At 70.4% G+C, this 19,365-nt stretch carries 17 protein-coding genes and 2 pseudogenes; 8 read left to right on the top strand and 11 right to left on the bottom strand.

Annotated features, from left to right (window positions below; genetic code table 11):
• The first annotated feature begins 245 nt into the window (after window positions 1-245).
• The 6 genes from ACGH7X_RS17510 to ACGH7X_RS17485 all read left to right on the top strand — a co-directional run bounded on the left by ACGH7X_RS17510 (window position 246) and on the right by ACGH7X_RS17485 (window position 7,041).
• On the top strand, window positions 246-449 hold the full coding sequence (locus ACGH7X_RS17510; protein WP_004929928.1) for a cold-shock protein: 204 nt from the start codon (window positions 246-248) through the stop codon (window positions 447-449).
• A gap of 303 nt (window positions 450-752) precedes the next feature.
• Window positions 753-2,381 carry a chaperonin GroEL gene (gene groL / locus ACGH7X_RS17505; protein ID WP_356718250.1) on the top strand — a complete coding sequence of 543 codons (1,629 nt, stop codon included), beginning with the start codon at window positions 753-755 and terminating at the stop codon, window positions 2,379-2,381.
• A 155-nt stretch (window positions 2,382-2,536) separates the two neighbouring features.
• Window positions 2,537-2,941: a hypothetical protein gene (locus ACGH7X_RS17500; RefSeq protein ID WP_399886280.1), complete on the top strand. Its 405-nt coding sequence runs from the start codon at window positions 2,537-2,539 to the stop codon at window positions 2,939-2,941.
• A complete protein-coding gene (gene groEL, locus ACGH7X_RS17495; protein WP_399886279.1) occupies window positions 2,928-5,309 on the top strand; it encodes a chaperonin GroEL in 2,382 nt (793 codons plus the stop codon). The genes ACGH7X_RS17500 and groEL overlap by 14 nt, the downstream gene beginning before the upstream one ends.
• Before the next feature lie 156 nt (window positions 5,310-5,465).
• On the top strand, window positions 5,466-6,743 hold the full coding sequence (locus tag ACGH7X_RS17490) for an RNA-guided endonuclease InsQ/TnpB family protein (RefSeq protein ID WP_399886277.1): 1,278 nt from the start codon (window positions 5,466-5,468) through the stop codon (window positions 6,741-6,743).
• A 169-nt stretch (window positions 6,744-6,912) separates the two neighbouring features.
• On the top strand, window positions 6,913-7,041 hold the full coding sequence (locus ACGH7X_RS17485) for a hypothetical protein (RefSeq protein ID WP_399886276.1): 129 nt from the start codon (window positions 6,913-6,915) through the stop codon (window positions 7,039-7,041).
• 893 nt (window positions 7,042-7,934) lie between these two features.
• Here ACGH7X_RS17485 and ACGH7X_RS17480 read toward each other — a convergent pair.
• Both ACGH7X_RS17480 and ACGH7X_RS17475 read right to left on the bottom strand, forming a co-directional pair.
• Window positions 7,935-8,195, bottom strand: a complete 261-nt coding sequence (locus tag ACGH7X_RS17480) for a DUF397 domain-containing protein (protein WP_399886275.1) — start codon at window positions 8,193-8,195, stop codon at window positions 7,935-7,937.
• Window positions 8,179-9,018: a helix-turn-helix domain-containing protein gene (locus ACGH7X_RS17475; protein WP_399886274.1), complete on the bottom strand. Its 840-nt coding sequence runs from the start codon at window positions 9,016-9,018 to the stop codon at window positions 8,179-8,181. The genes ACGH7X_RS17480 and ACGH7X_RS17475 overlap by 17 nt, the downstream gene beginning before the upstream one ends.
• 118 nt (window positions 9,019-9,136) lie before the next feature.
• Here ACGH7X_RS17475 and ACGH7X_RS17470 point away from each other — a divergent pair, with 118 nt between their 5' ends.
• Window positions 9,137-9,526, top strand: a complete 390-nt coding sequence (locus tag ACGH7X_RS17470; RefSeq protein ID WP_399886273.1) for a hypothetical protein — start codon at window positions 9,137-9,139, stop codon at window positions 9,524-9,526.
• A 22-nt stretch (window positions 9,527-9,548) separates the two neighbouring features.
• On the opposite strand, the gene ACGH7X_RS17465 is transcribed toward ACGH7X_RS17470, so the two are convergent.
• Complete coding sequence (locus ACGH7X_RS17465; protein WP_399886272.1) at window positions 9,549-10,157, bottom strand: TetR/AcrR family transcriptional regulator; 609 nt, start codon at window positions 10,155-10,157, stop codon at window positions 9,549-9,551.
• Between the two features lie 93 nt (window positions 10,158-10,250).
• On the opposite strand from ACGH7X_RS17465, the pseudogene ACGH7X_RS17460 reads away from it, so the two are divergent.
• Window positions 10,251-10,999 (top strand): annotated as a pseudogene (locus ACGH7X_RS17460) (SDR family NAD(P)-dependent oxidoreductase).
• A 30-nt stretch (window positions 11,000-11,029) separates the two neighbouring features.
• On the opposite strand, the gene ACGH7X_RS17455 reads toward ACGH7X_RS17460, so the two are convergent.
• The 8 genes and pseudogenes from ACGH7X_RS17455 to murQ form a co-directional block, all read right to left on the bottom strand.
• The gene (locus ACGH7X_RS17455; RefSeq protein WP_399897115.1) at window positions 11,030-12,001 is read right to left on the bottom strand and encodes an alpha/beta hydrolase; all 972 of its coding nucleotides are present in this window, start codon (window positions 11,999-12,001) and stop codon (window positions 11,030-11,032) included.
• 165 nt (window positions 12,002-12,166) lie between these two features.
• Window positions 12,167-12,604, bottom strand: a complete 438-nt coding sequence (locus ACGH7X_RS17450) for an SsgA family sporulation/cell division regulator (protein WP_399886271.1) — start codon at window positions 12,602-12,604, stop codon at window positions 12,167-12,169.
• 75 nt (window positions 12,605-12,679) lie between these two features.
• Entirely contained in the window at window positions 12,680-13,657 is a 978-nt protein-coding gene (locus tag ACGH7X_RS17445) for a helix-turn-helix domain-containing protein (protein WP_399886270.1), read from the bottom strand.
• Window positions 13,658-13,835: 178 nt separating this feature from the next.
• Window positions 13,836-16,148 carry an ATP-binding protein gene (locus ACGH7X_RS17440; protein ID WP_399886269.1) on the bottom strand — a complete coding sequence of 771 codons (2,313 nt, stop codon included), beginning with the start codon at window positions 16,146-16,148 and terminating at the stop codon, window positions 13,836-13,838.
• A 108-nt stretch (window positions 16,149-16,256) separates the two neighbouring features.
• A pseudogene (locus ACGH7X_RS17435) lies at window positions 16,257-16,868 on the bottom strand (sigma-70 family RNA polymerase sigma factor); the annotation flags it as partial.
• A gap of 170 nt (window positions 16,869-17,038) precedes the next feature.
• A complete protein-coding gene (locus ACGH7X_RS17430; RefSeq protein WP_399886268.1) occupies window positions 17,039-17,635 on the bottom strand; it encodes a TetR/AcrR family transcriptional regulator in 597 nt (198 codons plus the stop codon).
• Window positions 17,636-17,711: 76 nt separating this feature from the next.
• Window positions 17,712-18,281, bottom strand: a complete 570-nt coding sequence (locus ACGH7X_RS17425; RefSeq protein WP_399886267.1) for a hypothetical protein — start codon at window positions 18,279-18,281, stop codon at window positions 17,712-17,714.
• A gap of 50 nt (window positions 18,282-18,331) precedes the next feature.
• Window positions 18,332-19,267 (bottom strand): N-acetylmuramic acid 6-phosphate etherase, encoded by a 936-nt coding sequence (murQ, locus tag ACGH7X_RS17420; RefSeq protein ID WP_399886266.1) that lies wholly within the window; start codon window positions 19,265-19,267, stop codon window positions 18,332-18,334.
• Window positions 19,268-19,365 lie beyond the last annotated feature (98 nt).

Here is a 19,365-nt window from a genome sequence, read left to right as displayed (position 1 = left end):
TTTCGCGGCTTTTGTTCCCTTTGCGTGACCCAACTTGACCCGAATTCAGGCGAATTCTCGCCACATTCCGGACCGGGCACGTCCAGATTTCTCGTCCGATTGACCTGTTGCAGACGGCAGTTGGACAGATACATTCAGCCGCGGTCGACGCGTTCCGGCGCACGCCCCCAGTCGTGGGGGGTGAGGTCTGACCCGGGTTCGCGAAGTGCGGATCTGTGCAAGGGCCAGTAATAGGGGAGTTAGGCATGGCTCAGGGCACCGTCAAGTGGTTCAACGCGGAGAAGGGGTACGGCTTCATCGCGGTCGACGGTGGTGCGGATGTTTTCGTCCACTACAGCGCGATTCAGATGGACGGCTACCGCACCCTCGAAGAAGGCCAGCGGGTCGAGTTCGAGATCTCGCAGGGTCAGAAGGGCCCGCAGGCCGACATGGTTCGCCTCAGCGCCTGAGACGCGCGGCCACCACAGCACCCGGTCTTCATCCGAAGGGCCCGTACCCGCTGGGTACGGGCCCTTCGGCCTGTTCGCGGGTGGCTGACCGCGCGGCTCGATCCCCGAGAGGCGCTTGCACTCGACCATGCCGAGTGCTAATCATTGGCATTAGCACTCTGAAGGTGAGAGTGACAACGAAGGACCGGGTCGGTGAGGCCCGCAGGCCGGGTGGGGAAGGAACCACGCGGCAGGCGAGCCGTCCGTCGCGGGCGCGGGCGCGGTCCGAAGGAATCACCCCCAGTCCTGGAGGGACCACTTCACATGGCCAAGATCATCGCGTTCGACGAGGAGGCGCGGCGCGGCCTCGAGCGCGGCATGAACCAGCTCGCGGACGCCGTCAAGGTGACGCTCGGCCCCAAGGGCCGCAACGTCGTCCTCGAGAAGAAGTGGGGCGCCCCCACGATCACCAACGATGGTGTCTCCATCGCCAAGGAGATCGAGCTCGAGGACCCGTACGAGAAGATCGGCGCCGAGCTGGTCAAGGAAGTCGCCAAGAAGACGGACGACGTCGCCGGTGACGGTACGACCACCGCGACCGTTCTCGCCCAGGCCCTCGTCAAGGAAGGCCTGCGCAACGTCGCGGCCGGCGCCAACCCGATGGCCCTGAAGCGCGGCATCGAGAAGGCCGTCGAGGCCGTCTCCGCCGCCCTGCTCGAGCAGGCGAAGGACGTCGAGACCAAGGAGCAGATCGCCTCCACGGCCTCCATCTCCGCCGCCGACACCCAGATCGGCGAGCTCATCGCCGAGGCCATGGACAAGGTCGGCAAGGAAGGCGTCATCACCGTCGAGGAGTCCCAGACCTTCGGTCTGGAGCTGGAGCTCACCGAGGGTATGCGCTTCGACAAGGGCTACATCTCGGCGTACTTCGCCACCGACATGGAGCGTATGGAGGCGTCGCTCGACGACCCGTACATCCTGATCGCCAACTCCAAGATCGGCAACGTCAAGGACCTGCTGCCGCTCCTGGAGAAGGTCATGCAGTCGGGCAAGCCGCTGCTGATCATCGCCGAGGACGTCGAGGGCGAGGCCCTGTCGACCCTGGTCGTCAACAAGATCCGCGGCACCTTCAAGTCCGTCGCCGTCAAGGCCCCGGGCTTCGGCGACCGCCGCAAGGCCATGCTCGGCGACATCGCCATCCTCACGGGCGGCGAGGTCATCTCCGAGGAGGTCGGCCTCAAGCTCGAGAACGCCACGCTGGACCTGCTGGGCAGCGCGCGCAAGGTCGTCATCACCAAGGACGAGACCACGATCGTGGACGGCGCCGGCTCGGCCGACCAGGTCCAGGGCCGGGTCAACCAGATCCGCGCCGAGATCGAGAACAGCGACTCGGACTACGACCGCGAGAAGCTCCAGGAGCGCCTGGCGAAGCTGGCCGGCGGCGTGGCCGTCATCAAGGCCGGTGCCGCCACCGAGGTCGAGCTCAAGGAGCGCAAGCACCGCATCGAGGACGCCGTTCGCAACGCGAAGGCGGCCGTCGAGGAGGGCATCGTCGCCGGTGGTGGCGTGGCCCTGCTCCAGGCCTCCCAGGTCTTCGAGAAGCTGGAGCTGTCGGGTGACGAGGCGACCGGCGCCAACGCCGTGAAGCTCGCCCTGGAGGCCCCGCTGAAGCAGATCGCCGTCAACGGTGGTCTCGAGGGCGGCGTGGTTGTGGAGAAGGTCCGCAACCTGACCGTCGGTCACGGCCTGAACGCCGCGTCCGGTGAGTACGTCGACATGATCGCCGAAGGCATCATCGACCCGGCGAAGGTGACCCGCTCTGCTCTGCAGAACGCCGCCTCCATCGCCGCGCTGTTCCTCACCACCGAGGCCGTCATCGCCGACAAGCCGGAGAAGGCCGCCGCCGGCGGCGGTGCTCCGGGCGGCATGCCGGGCGGTGACATGGACTTCTGATCGACCGGTTCCGGTTGATCGACCGTCCTGCACGGACCGAGGGCGGCACTCCCCGAAAGCGGGGGTGCCGCCCTCGGGCGTTTCCGGACGAGAAGCGGCGGGCCGATCTGCAACTGAGAGCCACTCAACACCCCGCCTCTGCCAGGATGTTCAGTATGGACACTGCGAGACTTCGCATCGCCGTTATCGCTGGGCCCGACGCGGACGAGAAGGAGCGTGTCGAAGCATCAAGGCAGTTACGGGAGATGTTGCTGCGGCAACGGGTCGAGCAGGTGGGGCCCGCCGGCACGAAGACCGCGCCGTCCGGCAGCAAGGCGGGCGATCTGGTGGTGGTCGGCACTCTGATCGTCACGCTTGCTCCCGCCGTGCTCAAGGCGGTGGTGGCCACCGTGCAGGCATGGTCGGAGCGCGCAGCAGGGCGGAGTGCCCTACTGGTGCTCGGCGAGGACAGCCTGGAGCTGAATGGCCTGTCCGGACGGGAGCAGCAGCGACTGATCGACGGCTTCCTGGAGAGAACGGGCGGGGGCGCGGAACAGGACGCATCCGATGAGCCGGCGTAAAGCCCTCCTGATCGCCACCGGGCAGTACGAAGACTCCCGGTGGAACCCGTTGGAAGCGCCTCTGCGGGACGCCGAGGAATTGGCCGGGGTCCTTGAGGACCCCGCGATCGGCCGCTACGAGGTTACCCAGGTTCTGAATCAGCCGGCGTACTCGATCCAACGGGTGTTGCAACGGTTCTTCACCGACGCGCAGCGCGGTGACGAGCTGCTCGTCTATTTCTCCTGCCACGGCGTCAAGGACTACGACGAAGCGCTGTACTTCACCGGTACTGACACCCTGAAGGCCCTGGACCTCCTTGAGTCCTACGCCGTACCGGCGGACTTCGTCAGCAGGCAGCTCCAGCGCTGCCGTGCCGAGCGGAAGGTACTCCTGCTCGACTGCTGCTTCAGTGGCGCCTTTCGGTTGGGCGCGAAGGGCGGCAGCGCGCACGTCGACCTCGGCAGCCCGTTCGACGGCAGCGGCACGGTGGTGATCAGCGCTACCGACGAAACGCAGTTGGCGTTCGAACTGGTTCCGGAGGAGGCGGGCAGCGGTGGCGCTCTGTCCGTGTTCACTTCCGCGCTCATCGAAGGACTGAGGGAGGGCACGGCCGACGTGGACGGCGACGGTCGGGTTTCCGTGCAGGATCTCTTCCGGTACCTCAGCCAGGAGATGCGCGTCGCCCGCGCGCGGCAGACGCCGAAGCTTTGGGTCCTGGACGGCGTCGGCAGCCTCGTCATCGCCGAGCGGGCGCAAGGCAGCGGGAAGCCGCACATGCCGCCGCCGGAGAGGATCGATCCTCTCTCCGCCGGGCCGGTGAATCCGGCGACACCGGTCCGAGGCCTCGGCGCCGAGATACTGGCCGGCCTGGCACCGGTGGCCGCCCTCTTGAAACGTACCGTCGGCCCGCGACCACGCCCGGCCATGGTCAGCCGCGGTGACGGCTCGGTGGCACCGTTCACCGACACGCTCGTGATCGTGCGCGAAGTGGCGGCGCCTCCTGGCCGGGGTGCCATGGGCGCGAAACTGGTGCGCGACCTGGTGCACAGCATGAGGCGACAGGCCGGGGACGGTGCTGCGACCGCAGCCCTCGTGCTCGAAGCGTCCTTGCGGCACCTACAGCAGGCCATTGACGCTGGTTCGAGTCCCATTCTCCTTGCCCGCGCCATCCCCAGCACCCTTCAACGTGCGGAATCGCTCCTGGGCGACGGGCGAGTGGTCGAAACCAAGGAGGAGGTGACTCAGATCGTCGTGACCACTCTGCAGGCCCCGCAGATGGGCCGTGTGATCGCCGAGGCACTGGACAAGATCGGAAGGGAAGGGATCATCGTCGTCGAGGAGTCCCAGACTTTCGGGCTGGAACTCAAGCTCGTCGAGGGGACAGCCTTCCGGGGAAATTGTCTGTCTCCTTACTTCATCCCCGACGAGGAGACAGGTGTAGCGGTCCTCGAGAACCCCTACGTCCTGCTACACAAACAGGCCATTTCGACGGTCGACTCCCTGCTTCCCTTGATGGAGAAGGTGAAGCCCACGGGTGCTCCCCTGCTGGTGGTCGCAGGTGACGTTGAGGCCGATGTCCTGTCGGCGCTTGTTGTCAACAACGCGAAGGGCACCTTCATCTCCGTCGCCGTCCAGGGACCGCACTGCGGATCGCAGGGCCATTTTGCGCAACTCGGGGACCTCGCCGTCCTGACGGGAGGCGAAGTGATCGCCGAGGAGGTCGGGCTCAGGCTGGAGACTGCCACTCGAGACGTGCTCGGCCGCGCTCGTAGAGCAGTGGTGACCAAGGATGAAACAACCATCATCGATGGTGCCGGCTCAGCGGATCAGATGATCAGCCGTGTCAACCAGATACGTACAGAGATCGAGAACAGCGGTTCCGGCGCCGACCGTGACCGGCTTCGCGAGCGGCTGGCCCGACTCGCCGGCGGCGTGGCCGTCGTCCGCGTGGGAGCCCCCACTCATACCGAGCGCGAACAACAGGCGCACACCTTGCGCCTTGCCATCCGTCTGGCGAAGGCCGCAGTCATGGAGGGTGTCGTACCGGGTTCGGCAGCCGCGCTGGCGGCCGTCGGTGGCCGCCTGGTCCCCTCGGCCGACTCCGGTCCCGACGCAGAGGTGACGCGTGCAGCCGCCGACGTCCTTGCCCGGGCACTGGCCCACGGACTGGTCCAGCCGTTGCGAGCCGTGGCCGACAACAGCGGGGACTCTGACGGCGCGGCCATGCTCGCCACTGTCCAGGCGGCCTGGCCGGACCGCACGTACGATGCTGCTGCCGCCACGTGTGCCGAGGCATCGACGGCGGGAATCTGGGACCCGGTGTCCGTACCCCGCACGATCCTGCGGGAGGTCGCCCGTTCCATCGAGGAGTACCTGTCCATCATCTAGCCGCGTGGGTGTGAGCTGCGTCACGCATGGTGATCGGTCGGAATGTGAGGGGTGGACAGTCCCGTTGCGGTGAGAGTTGGACAACATGGCGACCCGTTCTGACATCCGTACTGAGGTTCCAGCGAGCTGGCGCAAACCAATGCTAGTTTCTCGCTCGTGAGTCAAGGCATCCTGGTGAAGCGGCAGTTCGGGCACCGTGCCCGGCTCGCGCTGTCGCCTGCCGAGGTGTCGAAGACCGATGCTCAGGCGCACGCCGCCCGCACGATGTGGAACTGCCTGCACGCGTGGTGGCGGATGATGCCGAAAGACAGGCGGACACTCGCGATCGCGGACGCCGCGATCCGGCAAGCCCGTCAGGACGTCGACTTCCTGGCGGTTCTCCCCGCCCAGGCCGCGCAAGCGGTCCTCAAGACCTATTTCCGGGCGTGGAAGAACTGCTGGGAGGGGCGGGCGGACGCACCGAACTTCAAGGGCCGGTTCCGGTCGGTGATGTCGGTGGACGTTCCGCAGGGCCGGGACCTGAACATCGTCCGCGTGCACCGCCGCTGGGGAATGGCCAACATTCCCGGGGTGGGCCGGGTCCGCTTCCGCTGGACCAAGGACCTGCCTGTCGGCAAGCGCGGCAACCCGGAGAACCGGATCACCGGGGCCCGGCTGGTCAAAGACGCCCTCGGATGGCACATCGCCTTCCGAGTCCAGACCCTTGAGAACAAGCCCGAACCCCACACCGGCCCTGAAGTCGGCATCGACGTCGGAATCAACGTGCCCATCGCCCTCTCCGACGGCGAAACCCACGAACACGGCGAGTGGCTGACCGTCAAGGAGAAGGCACGGCTCCTGCACCTGGAACAGCGCGCCGCCCAGCGTAAGCGGCACCGTAAGCCCGGCGAGCGCACCAGCCGCCGACTGCACCACACCTATGACCAGATCGCAGGACTGCGCGCGAAAGCCAAGCGCCGGGCACTCGACTGGCAGCACAAGACAACCACCGCCATCGCCCGCACCTACGGGGTTGTCGTGGTCGAAGCACTCACCATCACGAACATGGTCAAATCCGCCAGGGGAACCACCGAGGCACCGGGGACGAACGTCGCCCAGAAGTCCGGGCTGAACCGTTCCATCAGCGGGGAAGCATGGGGCCGCACGGTCACTCTGCTGACGTACAAGACCGCCCAGCATGGTGGCACCCTGCACAAGGTCCCCGCACCCGGTACCTCCCGGCGCTGCTCGGCGTGCGGTATCACCACGCCGGGCAGCCGGGAGTCCCAGGCCGTGTTCGTGTGCAGGAACCCGGACTGCGGCTGGTCGGGCAACGCCGACCACAACGCGGCACGCAACGTCCTGCACCTGTACCGGATGGGCCTCGCGCTCGTCCCGGCTGCCGGGAGGGCAGTCGTCAGGCGCGCGCGCGTCAAGCCCGCTACCGCAAGGTAAGCAGGAATCTCCCGGCTTCAGCCGGGAGAACACTTCAAGAACGCGTTCAGACCGACTGGCTGTTCGCCATGCCGTCCCTGGCCGAGGCCCACCTCTTCGGCACCTTCCAGGTGAACCTCGCGCTGATCCGGTCCGCCGGTGCGGAGCAGTCCGAGGGGGCGCTGGCCACATGGAACGGTGCCGGGTGCAGGTCCTGGACGCCAAGCCGACCGTCGCGCCGTACTCGGAGGAGACCTTCCGACGATTCTGGGAGGGGCACGAGTTCGCCCCGTTTCCGTTGTCGGGCACGGAGACGTGACGTTCCCGGTGCCCTGCTGGGCCTGGCCTGTGCGTCGTTGCCCACGCCTCGGCCAGCAGCGCCGCCGCTCATGAGGCACAGGCCTTGGCGGCGCCTCAGGCATCCCCGACTTCCAGGTGGTCGTGGGGCCGCCCGCTTCCTTGTCAGTGTCGTGCTTCCGCGACCCAAGTAAAGGGCGCTCCCTGCGGTCGCGTCGGCTCCGCCGATGGGCCTGCGGCCCACCCTTGACTCGGCTCGCTCCAGCACTGGTGAGAAGCGTGCGGGCAGCCGGGGGAGAGCGGGTGTCCCGGCGGTGTCGGTCCCTCGGGTCGGCTGCGTCGTCGGCCGGGTGAGGGGCGCGCTCGCGTCTCGCCTGCACGCCGGGTCGGCTCAGCGGCGATCGGTGGGTGGGCGGTGCGGGACGCGCGTCGGCGCCTCCGACACGCCGCCACGGCTTGGCGGCTGACGGCCGGTGGGTGGTGGATGGCGAGCGGTGGGCGGTCTGGGGGCTGGGGGCGGTGATTGGACGGTCTGTGCCGCGTGGGTGGGGTGAATTGGCTGGTGGGGTGTGGTGAGGGATGGGACAGAGTGTCCGATTGCCCTCGTGGCGCCGGGCTGATGGCTCCCAGCCCGCCGTTCCGTCGACTGCGCCGCCGTACCCATGTCCGGCCACCCTGCCACTCGCGATTGGTGGTTCGCACCACCCACCGGCCGTTCGCCGCTGAGACGGCGGGCCGTGCTGGCGAGGCGCGATCGCGCCCCTCATGCCGGGGACTGGGTGGCCGACGGAAGGGACCGGCGTGCCTCGGCCACCCGCTTTTCCGGGCCGCTCGCTCGCCTCTCCCTCGTGCTGGAGCGCCCTTTACGCGGGTCGTGGAAGCGCGACCATGGCAAGGAAGCGAGTGGCCCCAAGGTCACGTGGAAGCTGGGGCTCCCTTGATGCCGTCGACGAAGACCGACCAGGCATCGGCTTGGAACCGGAGTTTGGGGCCGTCGGGGTTCTTGGAGTCCCGGATCGGGATGACGGCGGGGTTCCCGGTGGCGACTTCCAGGCAGTCGCCGCCGCTGCCGTCGCTGTACGTCGACTTGCGCCAGCGAGCGACCTCGAGGCAGTTGCCGCCGCTGCCGCCGCTGTAGCTGGACTTGTACCAAGTCGCCTCAGTGTCGCTCCTCATGGGCGTAATCCTGCGCCATCGCCTCGATAAGAGCCAGGGAGTTCTGAGGGGACAGGGCGCAGGCCGAGAGGAGGTCGTACGTCTGCCGCTGGTAGCGGACGATTGCGGGATCGTCCTCAAGGCGGCCCGTCCCAACGCCCTCGAAATAGCCCAGCGGTGGGGCGTCGGCGAAGCTCATCAACTTGATGGCGCCCTCCAGCGCTGCGTGTGCACCCGCCGCGAAGGGAAGCACCTGCACGATGATTCGGTTCCGGCGGACCAGAGCAACGATGTGGCCAAGCGCCTCGGCCATCACCTCGCGTCCCCCCGTCGCCCTACGTAACGCGGCCTCGTCCAGCACCACCCACAACAGCGGCTCTGTTGGATCGTCGAGGAGTTGGGCCCTCTCCATTCGGGCCGCTACGAGCGCCTCGATCACATCGTCAGGCGCGGTGGGTTGGTAGGCGCGGCACACCGCTCGCGTATACGCGGGTGTTTGCAGCAGTCCGGGGATCAACAGGGTTGCGTACTCCCTGATCTCCGTGGCCGCCCCCTCCGCCTCCGCAGCCTCCGCAAAGTGCTCCGGATACTTCGACTTGGCCGAAGCCGCGCAGTTTCGCCGGAAGAAGTCCTCCGTGCCCAGGACGTCGTCCAGCAGACGTGCGTACTCCGGCTGCATCCGGCGCGTGCCGGACTCCAGTTGGCCAATGAACGAGCCGCTGACGAACAGGCGGGCGCCCAGCTCTTCCTGGCTCAGGCCGGACTTCTCGCGGGCGTGGCGCAGTTCGGCGCCGAGGAGGGCGCGGGGGGACGAGGACGGGTCGAGGTCTTTCGGTCCTGGCATGGTGACGGAACTCCCGGTCGCACAGCAGGGGTTGTTGGGGCGCCCTGTATGGCCAGGTTAGGGGCGGAACAGACACGCTGTGTCGCGAATCACGAACTCAGCGTGGAGGTGAGGAAGGGTGCGGTCGACCGAAGAAGTCGTCGAGTCCTTGCGGCAGGCCCTCGTGGGCGCCGGTGTCGTACTGCCGTCCCTGTGTGTCGATCCGGTGACCGGCGCGAGTGACGAGCCGTTCGCCCTGGTCGACCTGGGGCGGTGCAACGTCCGGGTGGCCGAGCGCCTGGCGTCGGTGGTGCGGGGGGAGCGGCCCGCAGTGGGTACGCATGCTGTGGACGCGAGGGACGGGCGTGTGGGGGAGGTGAGGGGGCATGTCGGAGGCAGCGTGCAGTTGCGGCCGGTCGCCGGGGGTCGGGAGTGGGACTGCCCGCAGGCGTCGGTGGCCGTGGCGCGGCCGGAAGAGGTGCTGAAGGCCCGGCTGCGCAGGACGAACCACGAGAGCGTACGGCCGTAGAGGGAGCCGCTCCGTGTTGGCGTCAGGCGGGTGGCCAGCCCCGTAGGGCAAGGTCGGCCACTCGCTGGAGGTCTTCCCGGGTGGCGCCGCCGGCGGCCTGGACGGCGATGCCGTTGCCGATGGTCATGAGGTAGCGGGCGAGGTCCACGGGATCGGTGCCGGCGGTCAGGTCGCCGTCGTCGATCGCCCGGCGGAACCGGTCGTGGAGCCGGCTGACGCCCCCGTTGCGCCAGGTGGCCAGCATGTCCCGCACGGGCAGGCCGGTGTCTCCGGCGGCCAGGGAGCCCTGGACGCCCAGGCAGCCCGGCGGGCAGTCGGGGCGGGTGCTGACCTGGACGGCGCCGTTCAGGAACGCGGTGGCGACCTCGCGGGCGGTCGGCTCCAGCAGGGCCCGGGCCACGTACGCGGCGGGGCCCTCCTCGTAGCGTTCCAGGGCCTTGCGGAACAGGTCCTCCTTGTTGCCGAAGGCCGCGTACATGCTGGTGCGGGTGATGCCCATGGCGCTGGTGAGGTCGGTGAGGCTGGCGCCCTCGTAGCCCTGCTTCCAGAAGACCCGCATGGCCTGTTCGAGGGCCTCGTCGGCGTCGAAGCCCCTCGGGCGGCCGATCGGCCCCTTCTGTCGCGTCTCCATGCCCCCACTCTACGCCTTCCGTACCGGCCGGTGCAGATGTGCTACGTTCTCTTTCGGTACCGAACGGTACTGAATTTCACGGAGGTCATTCGCATGGGACAGCTGGAAGGCAAGACCGCCGTCATCACCGGGGGCGGCACCGGGATAGGCCTCGCCACCGCGGTGCGGCTGGCGGACGAGGGCGCGCACGTGTTCATCACCGGCCGGCGCAAGGCCGAGCTGGACGCGGCGGTGGAGACCATCGGCGCGGCGAAGGTCACGGCGGTGGCCGGTGACGTCACCGACCTGGCCGACCTGGACCGGCTCTACGACGCGGTCCGCGCCCGGGGCCGGGGCCTCGACGTGGTCTTCGCCAACGCGGCGACCGCCTCGCTCGTGCCGCTGGAGCAGATCACCGAGGAGCAGTTCGACCAGACCTTCGGTGTCAACGCGCGGGGCGTGCTCTTCACCGTGCAGAAGGCGCTGCCGCTGCTCAACGAGGGCGCCTCGGTGATCCTCAACGCCTCCACCGCCGCCGACAACGGCGCGGGGCCTTCAGTCTGTACGCCGCCTCCAAGGCCGCCGTCCGGACCTTCGCGCGGGGCTGGGCCAACGAACTCAAGGGCCGCGGCGTCCGGGTCAACGCCATTTCCCCCGGTCCGGTCGACACCCCCGGCATCACCAGCCTCTTCGGTGAGGAGAACGCGCCCACCGTCCACACCAAGCTCGCCGGGGACACCGCGATCGGCCGCATGGGCCGCCCCGAGGAGGTCGCCGCGGTGGTGGCCTTCCTCGCCTCGGACCAGAGCAGCTTCGTCTACGGCGCCAACTGGTACGTCGACGGCGGCGAGAACCAGATCTGACCCGGCGGGCCGCCCCTCCCGGTCCGGGGGTCAGGCCGGGTGCAGGGCGGTGCGCAGGGTGGCGACGGCCAGGGAGATCGCGGCCCGGGCGGCGCAGGTCTCGCGCAGGGCGTCGAGCATCAGGAAGTCGTGGATGATGCCCTGGAAGCGCACCGCGGTGACGGGGACGCCCGCCTCGCGGAGCTTGTTCGCGTAGGCCTCGCCCTCGTCGCGCAGCACATCCGCCTCACCGGTGACGACCAGGGCCGGCGGCAGCCCCGCCAGCTGCTCCGTCGTGGCCCGCAAGGGGGAGGCGGTGATCTGGGCGCGTTCGGCCTGGTTGGTCGTGTACTGGTCCCAGTACCACTGCATGCCGTCGCGGCGCAGGAAGTAGCCCTCGGCGAACTGGTGGTACGACAGCGTGTCGAAAGCCGCGTCGGTCACGGGATAGAACAACACCTGCTGCACCAGCGGCACATCGCCGTACTCCTTGGCCATCAGGGTCAGGGCGGCGGCCATGTTGCCGCCCGCCGAGTCACCGGCCACCGCCAGCCGGCGGCTGTCGAGGTCCCTGGCCGTTCCCTTCGCGGCGATCCACCGGGCGACGGTGTAGCTCTGTTCGAGAGCCACCGGATAGCGCTCCTCGGGGGAGAGGTCGTACTCGGGGAAGACCACCGCGGCACCGGCGCCGACCGCGAGTTCGCGGACCAGCCGGTCGTGGGTGCGGGCGTTGCCGTACGCCCAGCCGGAGCCGTGCAGGTAGAGGATCACCGGCAGGGTTCCGGCGCCCCCGGCGGGCCGGACGATCCGGGTGCGGACGCCGCCGGTGGGCCCGTTCGGGACGGTGATCCACTCCTCGGTCACGGCGGGCAGCGCCACCGGGCCCGACTGCGCCTCGTCGACGACCCCGCGTGCCTCGGCGGGCGGCAACTCGTGAAGAAACGGCCGACGGGCCGTCGCCTCGGCGAACGCCGCCGCCGGCGGCTCCAGCACCGGCCGTACCGGCTCGGCAGGGTCGGACATGACGTACTCCTGAATGACCTGGGCCATGCCGGGGTCTCCGGCGTATCGGCTCCACGGCGGACCCGGCGGTTCGCCCGCCCCGTGCACGCTAGCGGGCGTCGCAGGGGGCGAATTGCCTGTCGGCGCACCGTGCTTGATCCCGCGTGCACAAGGCGCCCCCGCGTGTCACTCGCAGCTGTTCATGAGAGCGGCGAGCGCGTGGTCGATGTCGACGTGCGGGCCTTCCTGCCCCATCGGCACCAGTTCGTGCGACCGCCGCAGGAACTCGGCGGTGTCCAGGGCCGGGATCTCGATCCGCGCGGAGCCCGCGGCCGACCTCAGGACGATGGCGACGGCGTCGCGGTGGCACCGGTGCGGCGGACTCACCAGCACGTTCCCGACGCCGGCCGGTCGGCGCATGCCCTCCTCCAGCAGGGAACGGGCGAAGATCCAGTCCACCGGCTCCCGCGTCTCGGGCGCGCCCAGGGAGAGCCGTACGGCATAGGGGTCGGCCACGTCGTACATCAGCTGCGCGCACAGCAGCACGGGGGGATCTCCGGGAAGGCCGACGGCCACCGTCACCGGGAACGCGACCGTTGTGGCGTGTTCGCTCTTGTCTCTCATGGGATCTCTCATGGGGTCTTCCTCCTCGACCGACTGACACATGGGGCTGCCTGCTGATGGGACGGATGGAAGCGCTCACCGGACGACGAGTCGGGCGTCGCGCCAGTCGCGCGGGGGGACGCCGTAGGCGCCGCGGAACACCCGGCTGAAGTGGGCGGGGCTGATGAAGCCCCACCGCTGGGCCACCGCGGCCACGGTCGGGACCGTCTCGTCGCCGCGGGACAGCTCACGCGCGCACTGCTCCAGCCGCCGGCGCTGGATGTGCCTGGCGACGGTGGTGTCCTCACCCTCGAAGAGGCGGTGCAGATAGCGGACGGAGATGTGCTGGGCCTTCGCCACGGTCTCCGGGGACAGTGACGGGTCCTCCAGGTGGCGTTCGATGTGGTCGCGGATGCGCAGCAGCATCCGGTCCCGCTGGGGCGCCGGCTCCGCCTCGGCCTGCTGGGCCCGTTCGGCGACCAGCGTCGCGAAGAGGTGGGCGACGCCGGCGGCCAGCCGGCCCGCGACCTCCCGGGAGTAGGGCTGCTCCGGTGTGACCAGCGTCGTCAGCAGGGACACCACGGCCGCGCCGAGGCCCTCCGTGGCGTCGATCACGGTTCCCGTGACCAGCCCGATCTCCCGCTCGGGCAGCCTCAGTACGGTCCGGGGGACGTGCACCACCCGGGCGGAGAACGGCTCGGGGCAGTCCAGGGAGTACGGGCGCGTCGTGTCGTACACCAGCAGGTCGCCCGCTGCGGCGGTGACCGTCCGCCCGTCCTGGACGAGCGTGGTGGTGCCCGAGTTCGGGACCGAGAAGCCGATGAACCCCTCCGGGGTGCGGGAGCAGGGTTCGGTGGTCCGGGTGACGCGCTGGGCGTCGGCGTTGATGTCGCAGACCCGGAGGTGTCCCACCCGGCCGGCGGCGATGCGGCCGGCGAACGGACCGTCCCTCAGCGGGACTACGGTCATCGGCACCAGCGCCCGGCCCAGCGCGTCGTGCCAGAAGGCGAGCTTGTCCCGGTCGGGAACCGAAGCGGTGGTCAGCACCTGGCCCATCTGGCTCTCCTTCTCCACGTCCGGTCTGCGGGGTCCTTGCCCCGCCTTCATCAGCCAAGCAGCGGGCCGCTCGGTGCTCCAGGCAGGAAGCAGGCAGAAACCGGCAGCAACGCAGGGCGGTGGGAAGGTGTGCGCGCGGGGACACGTGGAGATCGGGGCGGGAGCCGAGGGGGAAGGACCGGCGGCGCTCCCGGGGCTACGGTGAGGAGTCTTCCGAGGGCGGTGCGGATGGCGCCGCGTCGAGGAGGGCGAGTTGTTCACGGGCGTCGGCGACCTTCGCCGGGTCGGCTTCGGGGCCCATGGCCACGCACGAGCGGAAGGCTTCCCGGGCGGGCTCGGGGCGGCCCGCTCCCATCAGGACGTGGCCCAGTAGATTGAGCATCCAGCTGGTCACACCCGGGTTGTCCCGGCCCAGTTCGAGAGCGGTACGCACATGACCGACGGCCGCGTCCCAGTCGCCCAGGAGTTGGTGGGCCTTGCTGGAGGCCGCGTGCATCTGGATCACGGCGAACCGGGCGATGTGGGGTGCGACACCCTCGCCGACCTTGTCCACGAAGGCGAACGTGTCCGCGAAGGACGCCAGTGCCTCGTTGGGGCGCTCGGTCTCCACCAGGAGCGTGCCGACACCGAACCGGGCCTGCAGGGCACCGTTCAGGTCCCCGCCGGCCTCGAACAGCTCGGCCGCCCGCAGGGTGTTCTCCAGGGACCGGTCGAAGTCCTCGAGCCGCCGGTATGCGATGGACTGGTAATCATGAGCCCAGGCCCGCTGGTTGAGGTCGCCGGCGCGTTCGGCGGCCGCCAGGGCCCGCGCCGACCGGTCGAGGCTGTCGTGGTGGCGGCCCTCGATCACGGTCAGGGCCCAGGCGTGGTAGTTGAGCTGCGTGGCCTCGACGAGCGGATCGCCGAGGGCCTGGGCGCTGCGGGCGGCGGTGTCGAAGATGTCCGTCCAGTGGCCCCAGAAGATCCACTGGTCGGAGAACCAGTGCAGCGCCTCGGCGACCTCGACCACGGTGGTGTGGTCCCCGGCCGCGGCGGCCGCGCGGTAGGCGGCGAGCCAGTTGGCGCCTTCGGCCTGGAGCCAGGCGCGGGCCAGGTCGGCGCTGGACAGGTCGACCGTTCCGCGCCATTCGGGGGGCGGGGCGCCGTAGTCCGGCTCGTACCAGCGTCCGGCCACCGTCGCCGTCTCCAGCAGCCAGGTGTGCAGCGCCGCCCGGGCCGCGTCCGCGTCGGCCGCGCTCTCCTCGGCGGTCAGCCGGGCGCGGGCGTACAGGCGCAGCAGGTCGTGCAGGCGGTACCGGGTGCCGTTGGCGCCCAGCAGCCCGGTCTCGACCAGTTCTTCCAGGGTGTCCTCGGCGTCGAAGACGTCCTGACCGACCAGTTGTGCGGCCGCGGCCGGTGAGGTGTCGGCGCCCGGCACGAGGGCGAGACGCCGGAAGAGACGGGCGGCCGCGGGCGTGAGCTGCTGGTACGACAGCTCGAAGGCCGCCGACACGTGCACGTCACCGGCGGCGAGCACGTTCAGCCGTCGGTCCTCGTGGGCGAGGCGGTCGGCCAGCTGCCGTACGGACCAGCCGGTGCGGGTGGCGAGCCAGTTGCCCGCCACCCGCAGAGCGAGCGGCAGATGACCGCACCGCTCGGCGACCTCGGCGACGGCCGCCGGGTGGGCTCCGGCGCGGTCGGCGCCCACCAGGCCGGTCAGGAGGGCCGTGGCCTCATGGGGGTCGAGTTCGCCGAGGGGGAGGCGGCGCACACTGTCCAGCCCGGTCAGCATGCGGCGGCTGGTCACCAGCACCAGGCCCGTTCCCGCGCTCGGCAGCAGCGGGCGGACCTGGGTCTCGTCGCGGGCGTTGTCGAGGACCAGGAGGCAGCGGTGGTCGGCCAGCACCTGCCGGTACAGCTCGGGGTGACCCCCCGGGCCGACCCGGGCCAGGTCCCGGTCGGCCACCTGCAGCGCCTTGAGCACGCCGAGCACGAGCTCGGCAGGACCGGGCGGGTCGTCGGCCATGCCGCGCAGGTCCACCAGCAGTTGGCCGTCGGGAAACGCGTCGGCCATCTCCTGCGCCGCTTGGAGCGCGAGCGTGGTCTTCCCGGCGCCGGGCGGTCCCGAGATCACGACGACCGTCGGCCCGGCGGGACTTTGCGGGTCGTCGCCCCCGCTTCCGGCGGCGGTCCGTCGCGCCAGGTCGGTGAGCTGCTTGATCTCGTGTTGCCGGCCGATGAAGTCGTCGATGCCCCGGGGGAAGGAGCGCACCCCCGCCGGTGAGTATCCGGTGGCCCGCCCGGTGCGCGCCGCGGCCAGCAGCCGCTCGCGTTCCGCCTCGGCCAGCCCCAGGCCGTCGGCCAGGGCTGCCACGGTCCGCCGCTGCGGAGCAGCCCGCCGCCCCCGCTCCAGGTCCCCGATGCCCCGCACGCTCACACCGGACGTCTCCGCCAGACCCTCGATCGTCAATGACGCGGCCAGCCGCAACTCCCGCAGCAGGGTGCCGAACGTCATCTGCTCACCGGCCACGCGGATCCCCCTCCCCGTCGCCACCCTCGCGCTCTCGGAGAGGTTCGGGCGATGGAAGCGCATACTAACGGGGCGATCGCGGGCCCGGGGGTGTCATTTCACAGGGGCGGTGAGCAGAGCTTCCAGGGAGGCCACGTCCCCCGTCCGGGCCGCCGCGACGAACACGGTCAGCAGGCGTCTGTGCCCCGTGGTGTCCCCGCGCACCCGCCGCTCCTGCGCCAGGTGCCCCCGGGCCCGGCTCACGACCTTCCTCGCGTTGCCCTGACTGAGCCGCAGAATCCCCGCTATCTCGGGATAGCCGTAGTCGAACGCCTCACGCAGGAGGTACGCGGCGCGCTCGACGGGCGGCAGCCGCTCGAGCAACAGCAGCAGGGCCGTTTCCAGGGCCTCCGACCACTGCGCCCGCAGCTCCGGGTCCGGTCCGGTGTCGACGGGTTCGGGCAGCCACGGCCCCATGGAGGTCTCCCGGCGCGCCCGAGGGGACTGCGCGACGTTGAGGGCCAGCCGGGTCGTGATCGTGGCGAGGAACGCGGCCGGGCTGGCCACCGTGGAATGGTCGGTCTTCTGCCAGCGCAGCCAGACGTCCTGGAGCACGTCCTCCGCTTCGCCCGTGCTCCCGAGCACGCGCTGTGCGATGCGCAGGAGGCGCGGCCGGTACCGGAGGAAGACGGCGACGGCACTGTCCACGTCGTGTGTCGCCTGGGACCGTTGTGAAGGCATGATCGTGCGGTCTCCGTTCCTCCGGTTGGTGCTGACCGAGGTGAGCGAGGAACTGCCGCACGACTGCGGACGGCCCCGGCCGGTGGCGTTTCATCGAGTACGTCCGATGTCCACGGCAGTGCCGAGTATGGGCCGTTTACTGGCCGGAAAGGGTGCTACGGGCTATTTGGTCACGGATAGTCAAGCGCGCCCCGCGGCGCCACGATGCGCTCGACCGCCGCCGCCACCAGTTCGTCGCGCTCGGCCGGGGTGAACACGTCCGGCAGGGTGAGCTGTTCGACGATGAGCCAGTTCAGGGCGAGGTAGAGGAGCTTGACGGCCATGGCGTCGCCGGGGAGGCCGGAGGCCTCGTGGTAGGCGACGTTGGCGGCGACGTCCTCGCGGATGCGTTCGGTCAGGACCGCGCGCAGCTCGGGGCGCCGGGTGGCCTCCAGGCGGAGTTCGAGCAGGGCGAGGTAGCCGGTGCGGAAGGCGGCGATGCGGTCGACGAGTTCGCGCATCAGCAGGACGTAGGTGTCGCGGTCGCGGCCGGCCGTGCGCTGGCGGGCGATGGTGGCCTCGTCGGGGTGGAGGCGCTCGTAGACGCGGGCGCCGGCCTGGGTGAGCAGGTCGTCGCGGCTCGCGAAGTAGTTGGACGCGGTGCCGGGCGGTACGGCCGCCGCCGTGTCGACCGCGCGGAAGGTCAGGCCCCGGGCGCCCTGTTCGGCCAGCACCTCGATCGCGCCGTCGACGAGGGCCGCGCGGCGCTGGTCGTTGCGTCTCACCATGTTCCGGCTCCCGATTCCCGCCCGGCCTCAGACCACTCCGGTCAGAGTACTACGACCGGAGTGTCGCCGGTGCGGCTCAGAGGCCGCCCATCGGCTCGATGTCCACCCGTACCGGTGTGCCCCACACCCGCAGCACCTCGTAGTCCGTGAACTCGTGGACCAGCCGGTACGCCATCGCCGCGCGCGGTGCGCGCTGTTGGGCCGCGATGTACAGCTCGGCCTCGCGGCGGTCACGGCGCGGGGTGCCGCACAGCTGCCACGTCTGGCCGTTCCACAGCTCGGGCAGCCAGCGCTGCTGGGGCTGCGGGCGGTCGCCCCGGACGCCGTAGCGGGACTGGACCGGCTCGGTGGGCCGGGCCGGCAGCGGTCCGCCGTTGTACTCGGCGCGGCGGGCGGTGCGGCGGCGGGTCTCGCACAGGAGACAGAGGTCGGGAGCGGCCTTGTCGACCGGGCCGCCTGGATGCTCGGGGCAGCGGGTGCTGGGGGCCGTCGTCGTGACGCTCTCCTCCAGCTGGTCCAGCGCACGCTTCAGGTCCGCGCGGACCTCGTGCAGCTTGGCCTCGGGCGTGTCGGTGCTCAGGGCCTCGCCGTGCTCACCGAGGAGACGCAGGGCGCGGCCCAGGGCGGTCAGCTGGGCGTGGTTCATGTCCCTCAGAATCGCACACGGCGCCGACCGCCCCGGGCGGGCGGACGCCTTCAGCCGGCCGACGCCGCCAGCGCCGCGCGCAGGTGGCCGCCGGAGTCCTTCAGGAGGCGGGCGGCCGTCGGGCCGTCCACGTCGGCCAGCAGCACCAGGATCGCGTGCTTGACCTCGCCGTCGGTCGCCGTCAGGGCGCGCTCGATGTCGTCGTCGGCGGCGCCGGTGGCCAGCGCGACGATGCGGCGCGAGCGGGCGCGCAGCTTCTCGTTGGAGGCGCGGACGTCCACCATCAGGTTCCCGTACGTCTTGCCGAGCCGGATCATCGTGATCGTCGACAGCATGTTCAGGACCAGCTTCTGCGCCGTGCCGGCCTTCAGCCGGGTGGAGCCGGTGAGCAGCTCGGGCCCGGTGACGACCTCGATGCCGTGCTCGGCGGCGGCGGCCAGGGCACTGTCCCGGTTGCAGGCGAGGCCGACGGTCAGGGCGCCGAGCGAGCGGGCGTACTCGACGGCGCCGACGGCGTACGGGGTGCGGCCGGAGGCGGAGACGCCGACCACCGTGTCGTCGGCGGTCAGGCCGAGGGCGTCCAGGTCGGCGCGGGCCAGCTCGGGCGAGTCCTCGGCGCCCTCGATGGAGGTGACCATGGCGTCCGGGCCGCCCGCGATCAGGCCGACGACCTGCCCGGGGGTGGTGTTGAAGGTGGGCGGGCACTCCGAGGCGTCCAGCACGCCGAGCCGGCCGGCCGTACCGGCGCCCGCGTAGACCAGCCGTCCGCCGCGCGCCATCCGGGCGGCCACGGCGTCGATGGCGGCGGCGATCTGGGGCAGCCGCTCGGCGACCGCGGCGGGCACGGTGGCGTCCTCGCCGTTCATCAGCCGCGCGATGTCGAGGGTGGGCAGCTGATCGATCTCGGCCAGCTCCGGCCGGAACGCCTCGGTGGTGAGCGTCTCCAACTGGGAACGGAGATCGGGGTGATGGGGGGTGGAGGTCATAAGAATGCAGCCCTTTTCAACGTGCGATGCCTGTACTAACCCAGGGGCGCGGGACTGTTTCGATCTGCGGCTCCGCCGCGTGGGCGCGACCACCCACA

The organism is Streptomyces sp. BBFR51, assembly GCF_044591655.1.
Classification (GTDB): Bacteria; Actinomycetota; Actinomycetes; order Streptomycetales; family Streptomycetaceae; genus Streptomyces.
The sequence above is the reverse complement of the archived record's forward strand: the minus strand, read 5'-3'. Positions and strand labels throughout refer to the sequence as shown.

Bases quoted from the DNA above. Each gene is read 5' to 3' on its own strand.
- ACGH7X_RS17500 (WP_399886280.1), top strand. From the start codon at position 2,537: ATGGACACTGCGAGACTTCGCATCGCCGTTATCGCTGGGCCCGACGCG.
- ACGH7X_RS17465 (WP_399886272.1), bottom strand. From the start codon at position 10,157: ATGGAGACGCGACAGAAGGGGCCGATCGGCCGCCCGAGGGGCTTCGAC.
- ACGH7X_RS17475 (WP_399886274.1), bottom strand. From the start codon at position 9,018: ATGCCAGGACCGAAAGACCTCGACCCGTCCTCGTCCCCCCGCGCCCTC.
- ACGH7X_RS17485 (WP_399886276.1), top strand. From the start codon at position 6,913: ATGGAACGGTGCCGGGTGCAGGTCCTGGACGCCAAGCCGACCGTCGCG.
- groL (WP_356718250.1), top strand. From the start codon at position 753: ATGGCCAAGATCATCGCGTTCGACGAGGAGGCGCGGCGCGGCCTCGAG.
- murQ (WP_399886266.1), bottom strand. From the start codon at position 19,267: ATGACCTCCACCCCCCATCACCCCGATCTCCGTTCCCAGTTGGAGACG.
- ACGH7X_RS17450 (WP_399886271.1), bottom strand. From the start codon at position 12,604: ATGAGAGACAAGAGCGAACACGCCACAACGGTCGCGTTCCCGGTGACG.
- ACGH7X_RS17510 (WP_004929928.1), top strand. From the start codon at position 246: ATGGCTCAGGGCACCGTCAAGTGGTTCAACGCGGAGAAGGGGTACGGC.
- ACGH7X_RS17455 (WP_399897115.1), bottom strand. From the start codon at position 12,001: ATGTCCGACCCTGCCGAGCCGGTACGGCCGGTGCTGGAGCCGCCGGCG.
- ACGH7X_RS17425 (WP_399886267.1), bottom strand. From the start codon at position 18,281: ATGAACCACGCCCAGCTGACCGCCCTGGGCCGCGCCCTGCGTCTCCTC.
- groEL (WP_399886279.1), top strand. From the start codon at position 2,928: ATGAGCCGGCGTAAAGCCCTCCTGATCGCCACCGGGCAGTACGAAGAC.
- ACGH7X_RS17430 (WP_399886268.1), bottom strand. From the start codon at position 17,635: ATGGTGAGACGCAACGACCAGCGCCGCGCGGCCCTCGTCGACGGCGCG.
- ACGH7X_RS17480 (WP_399886275.1), bottom strand. From the start codon at position 8,195: ATGAGGAGCGACACTGAGGCGACTTGGTACAAGTCCAGCTACAGCGGC.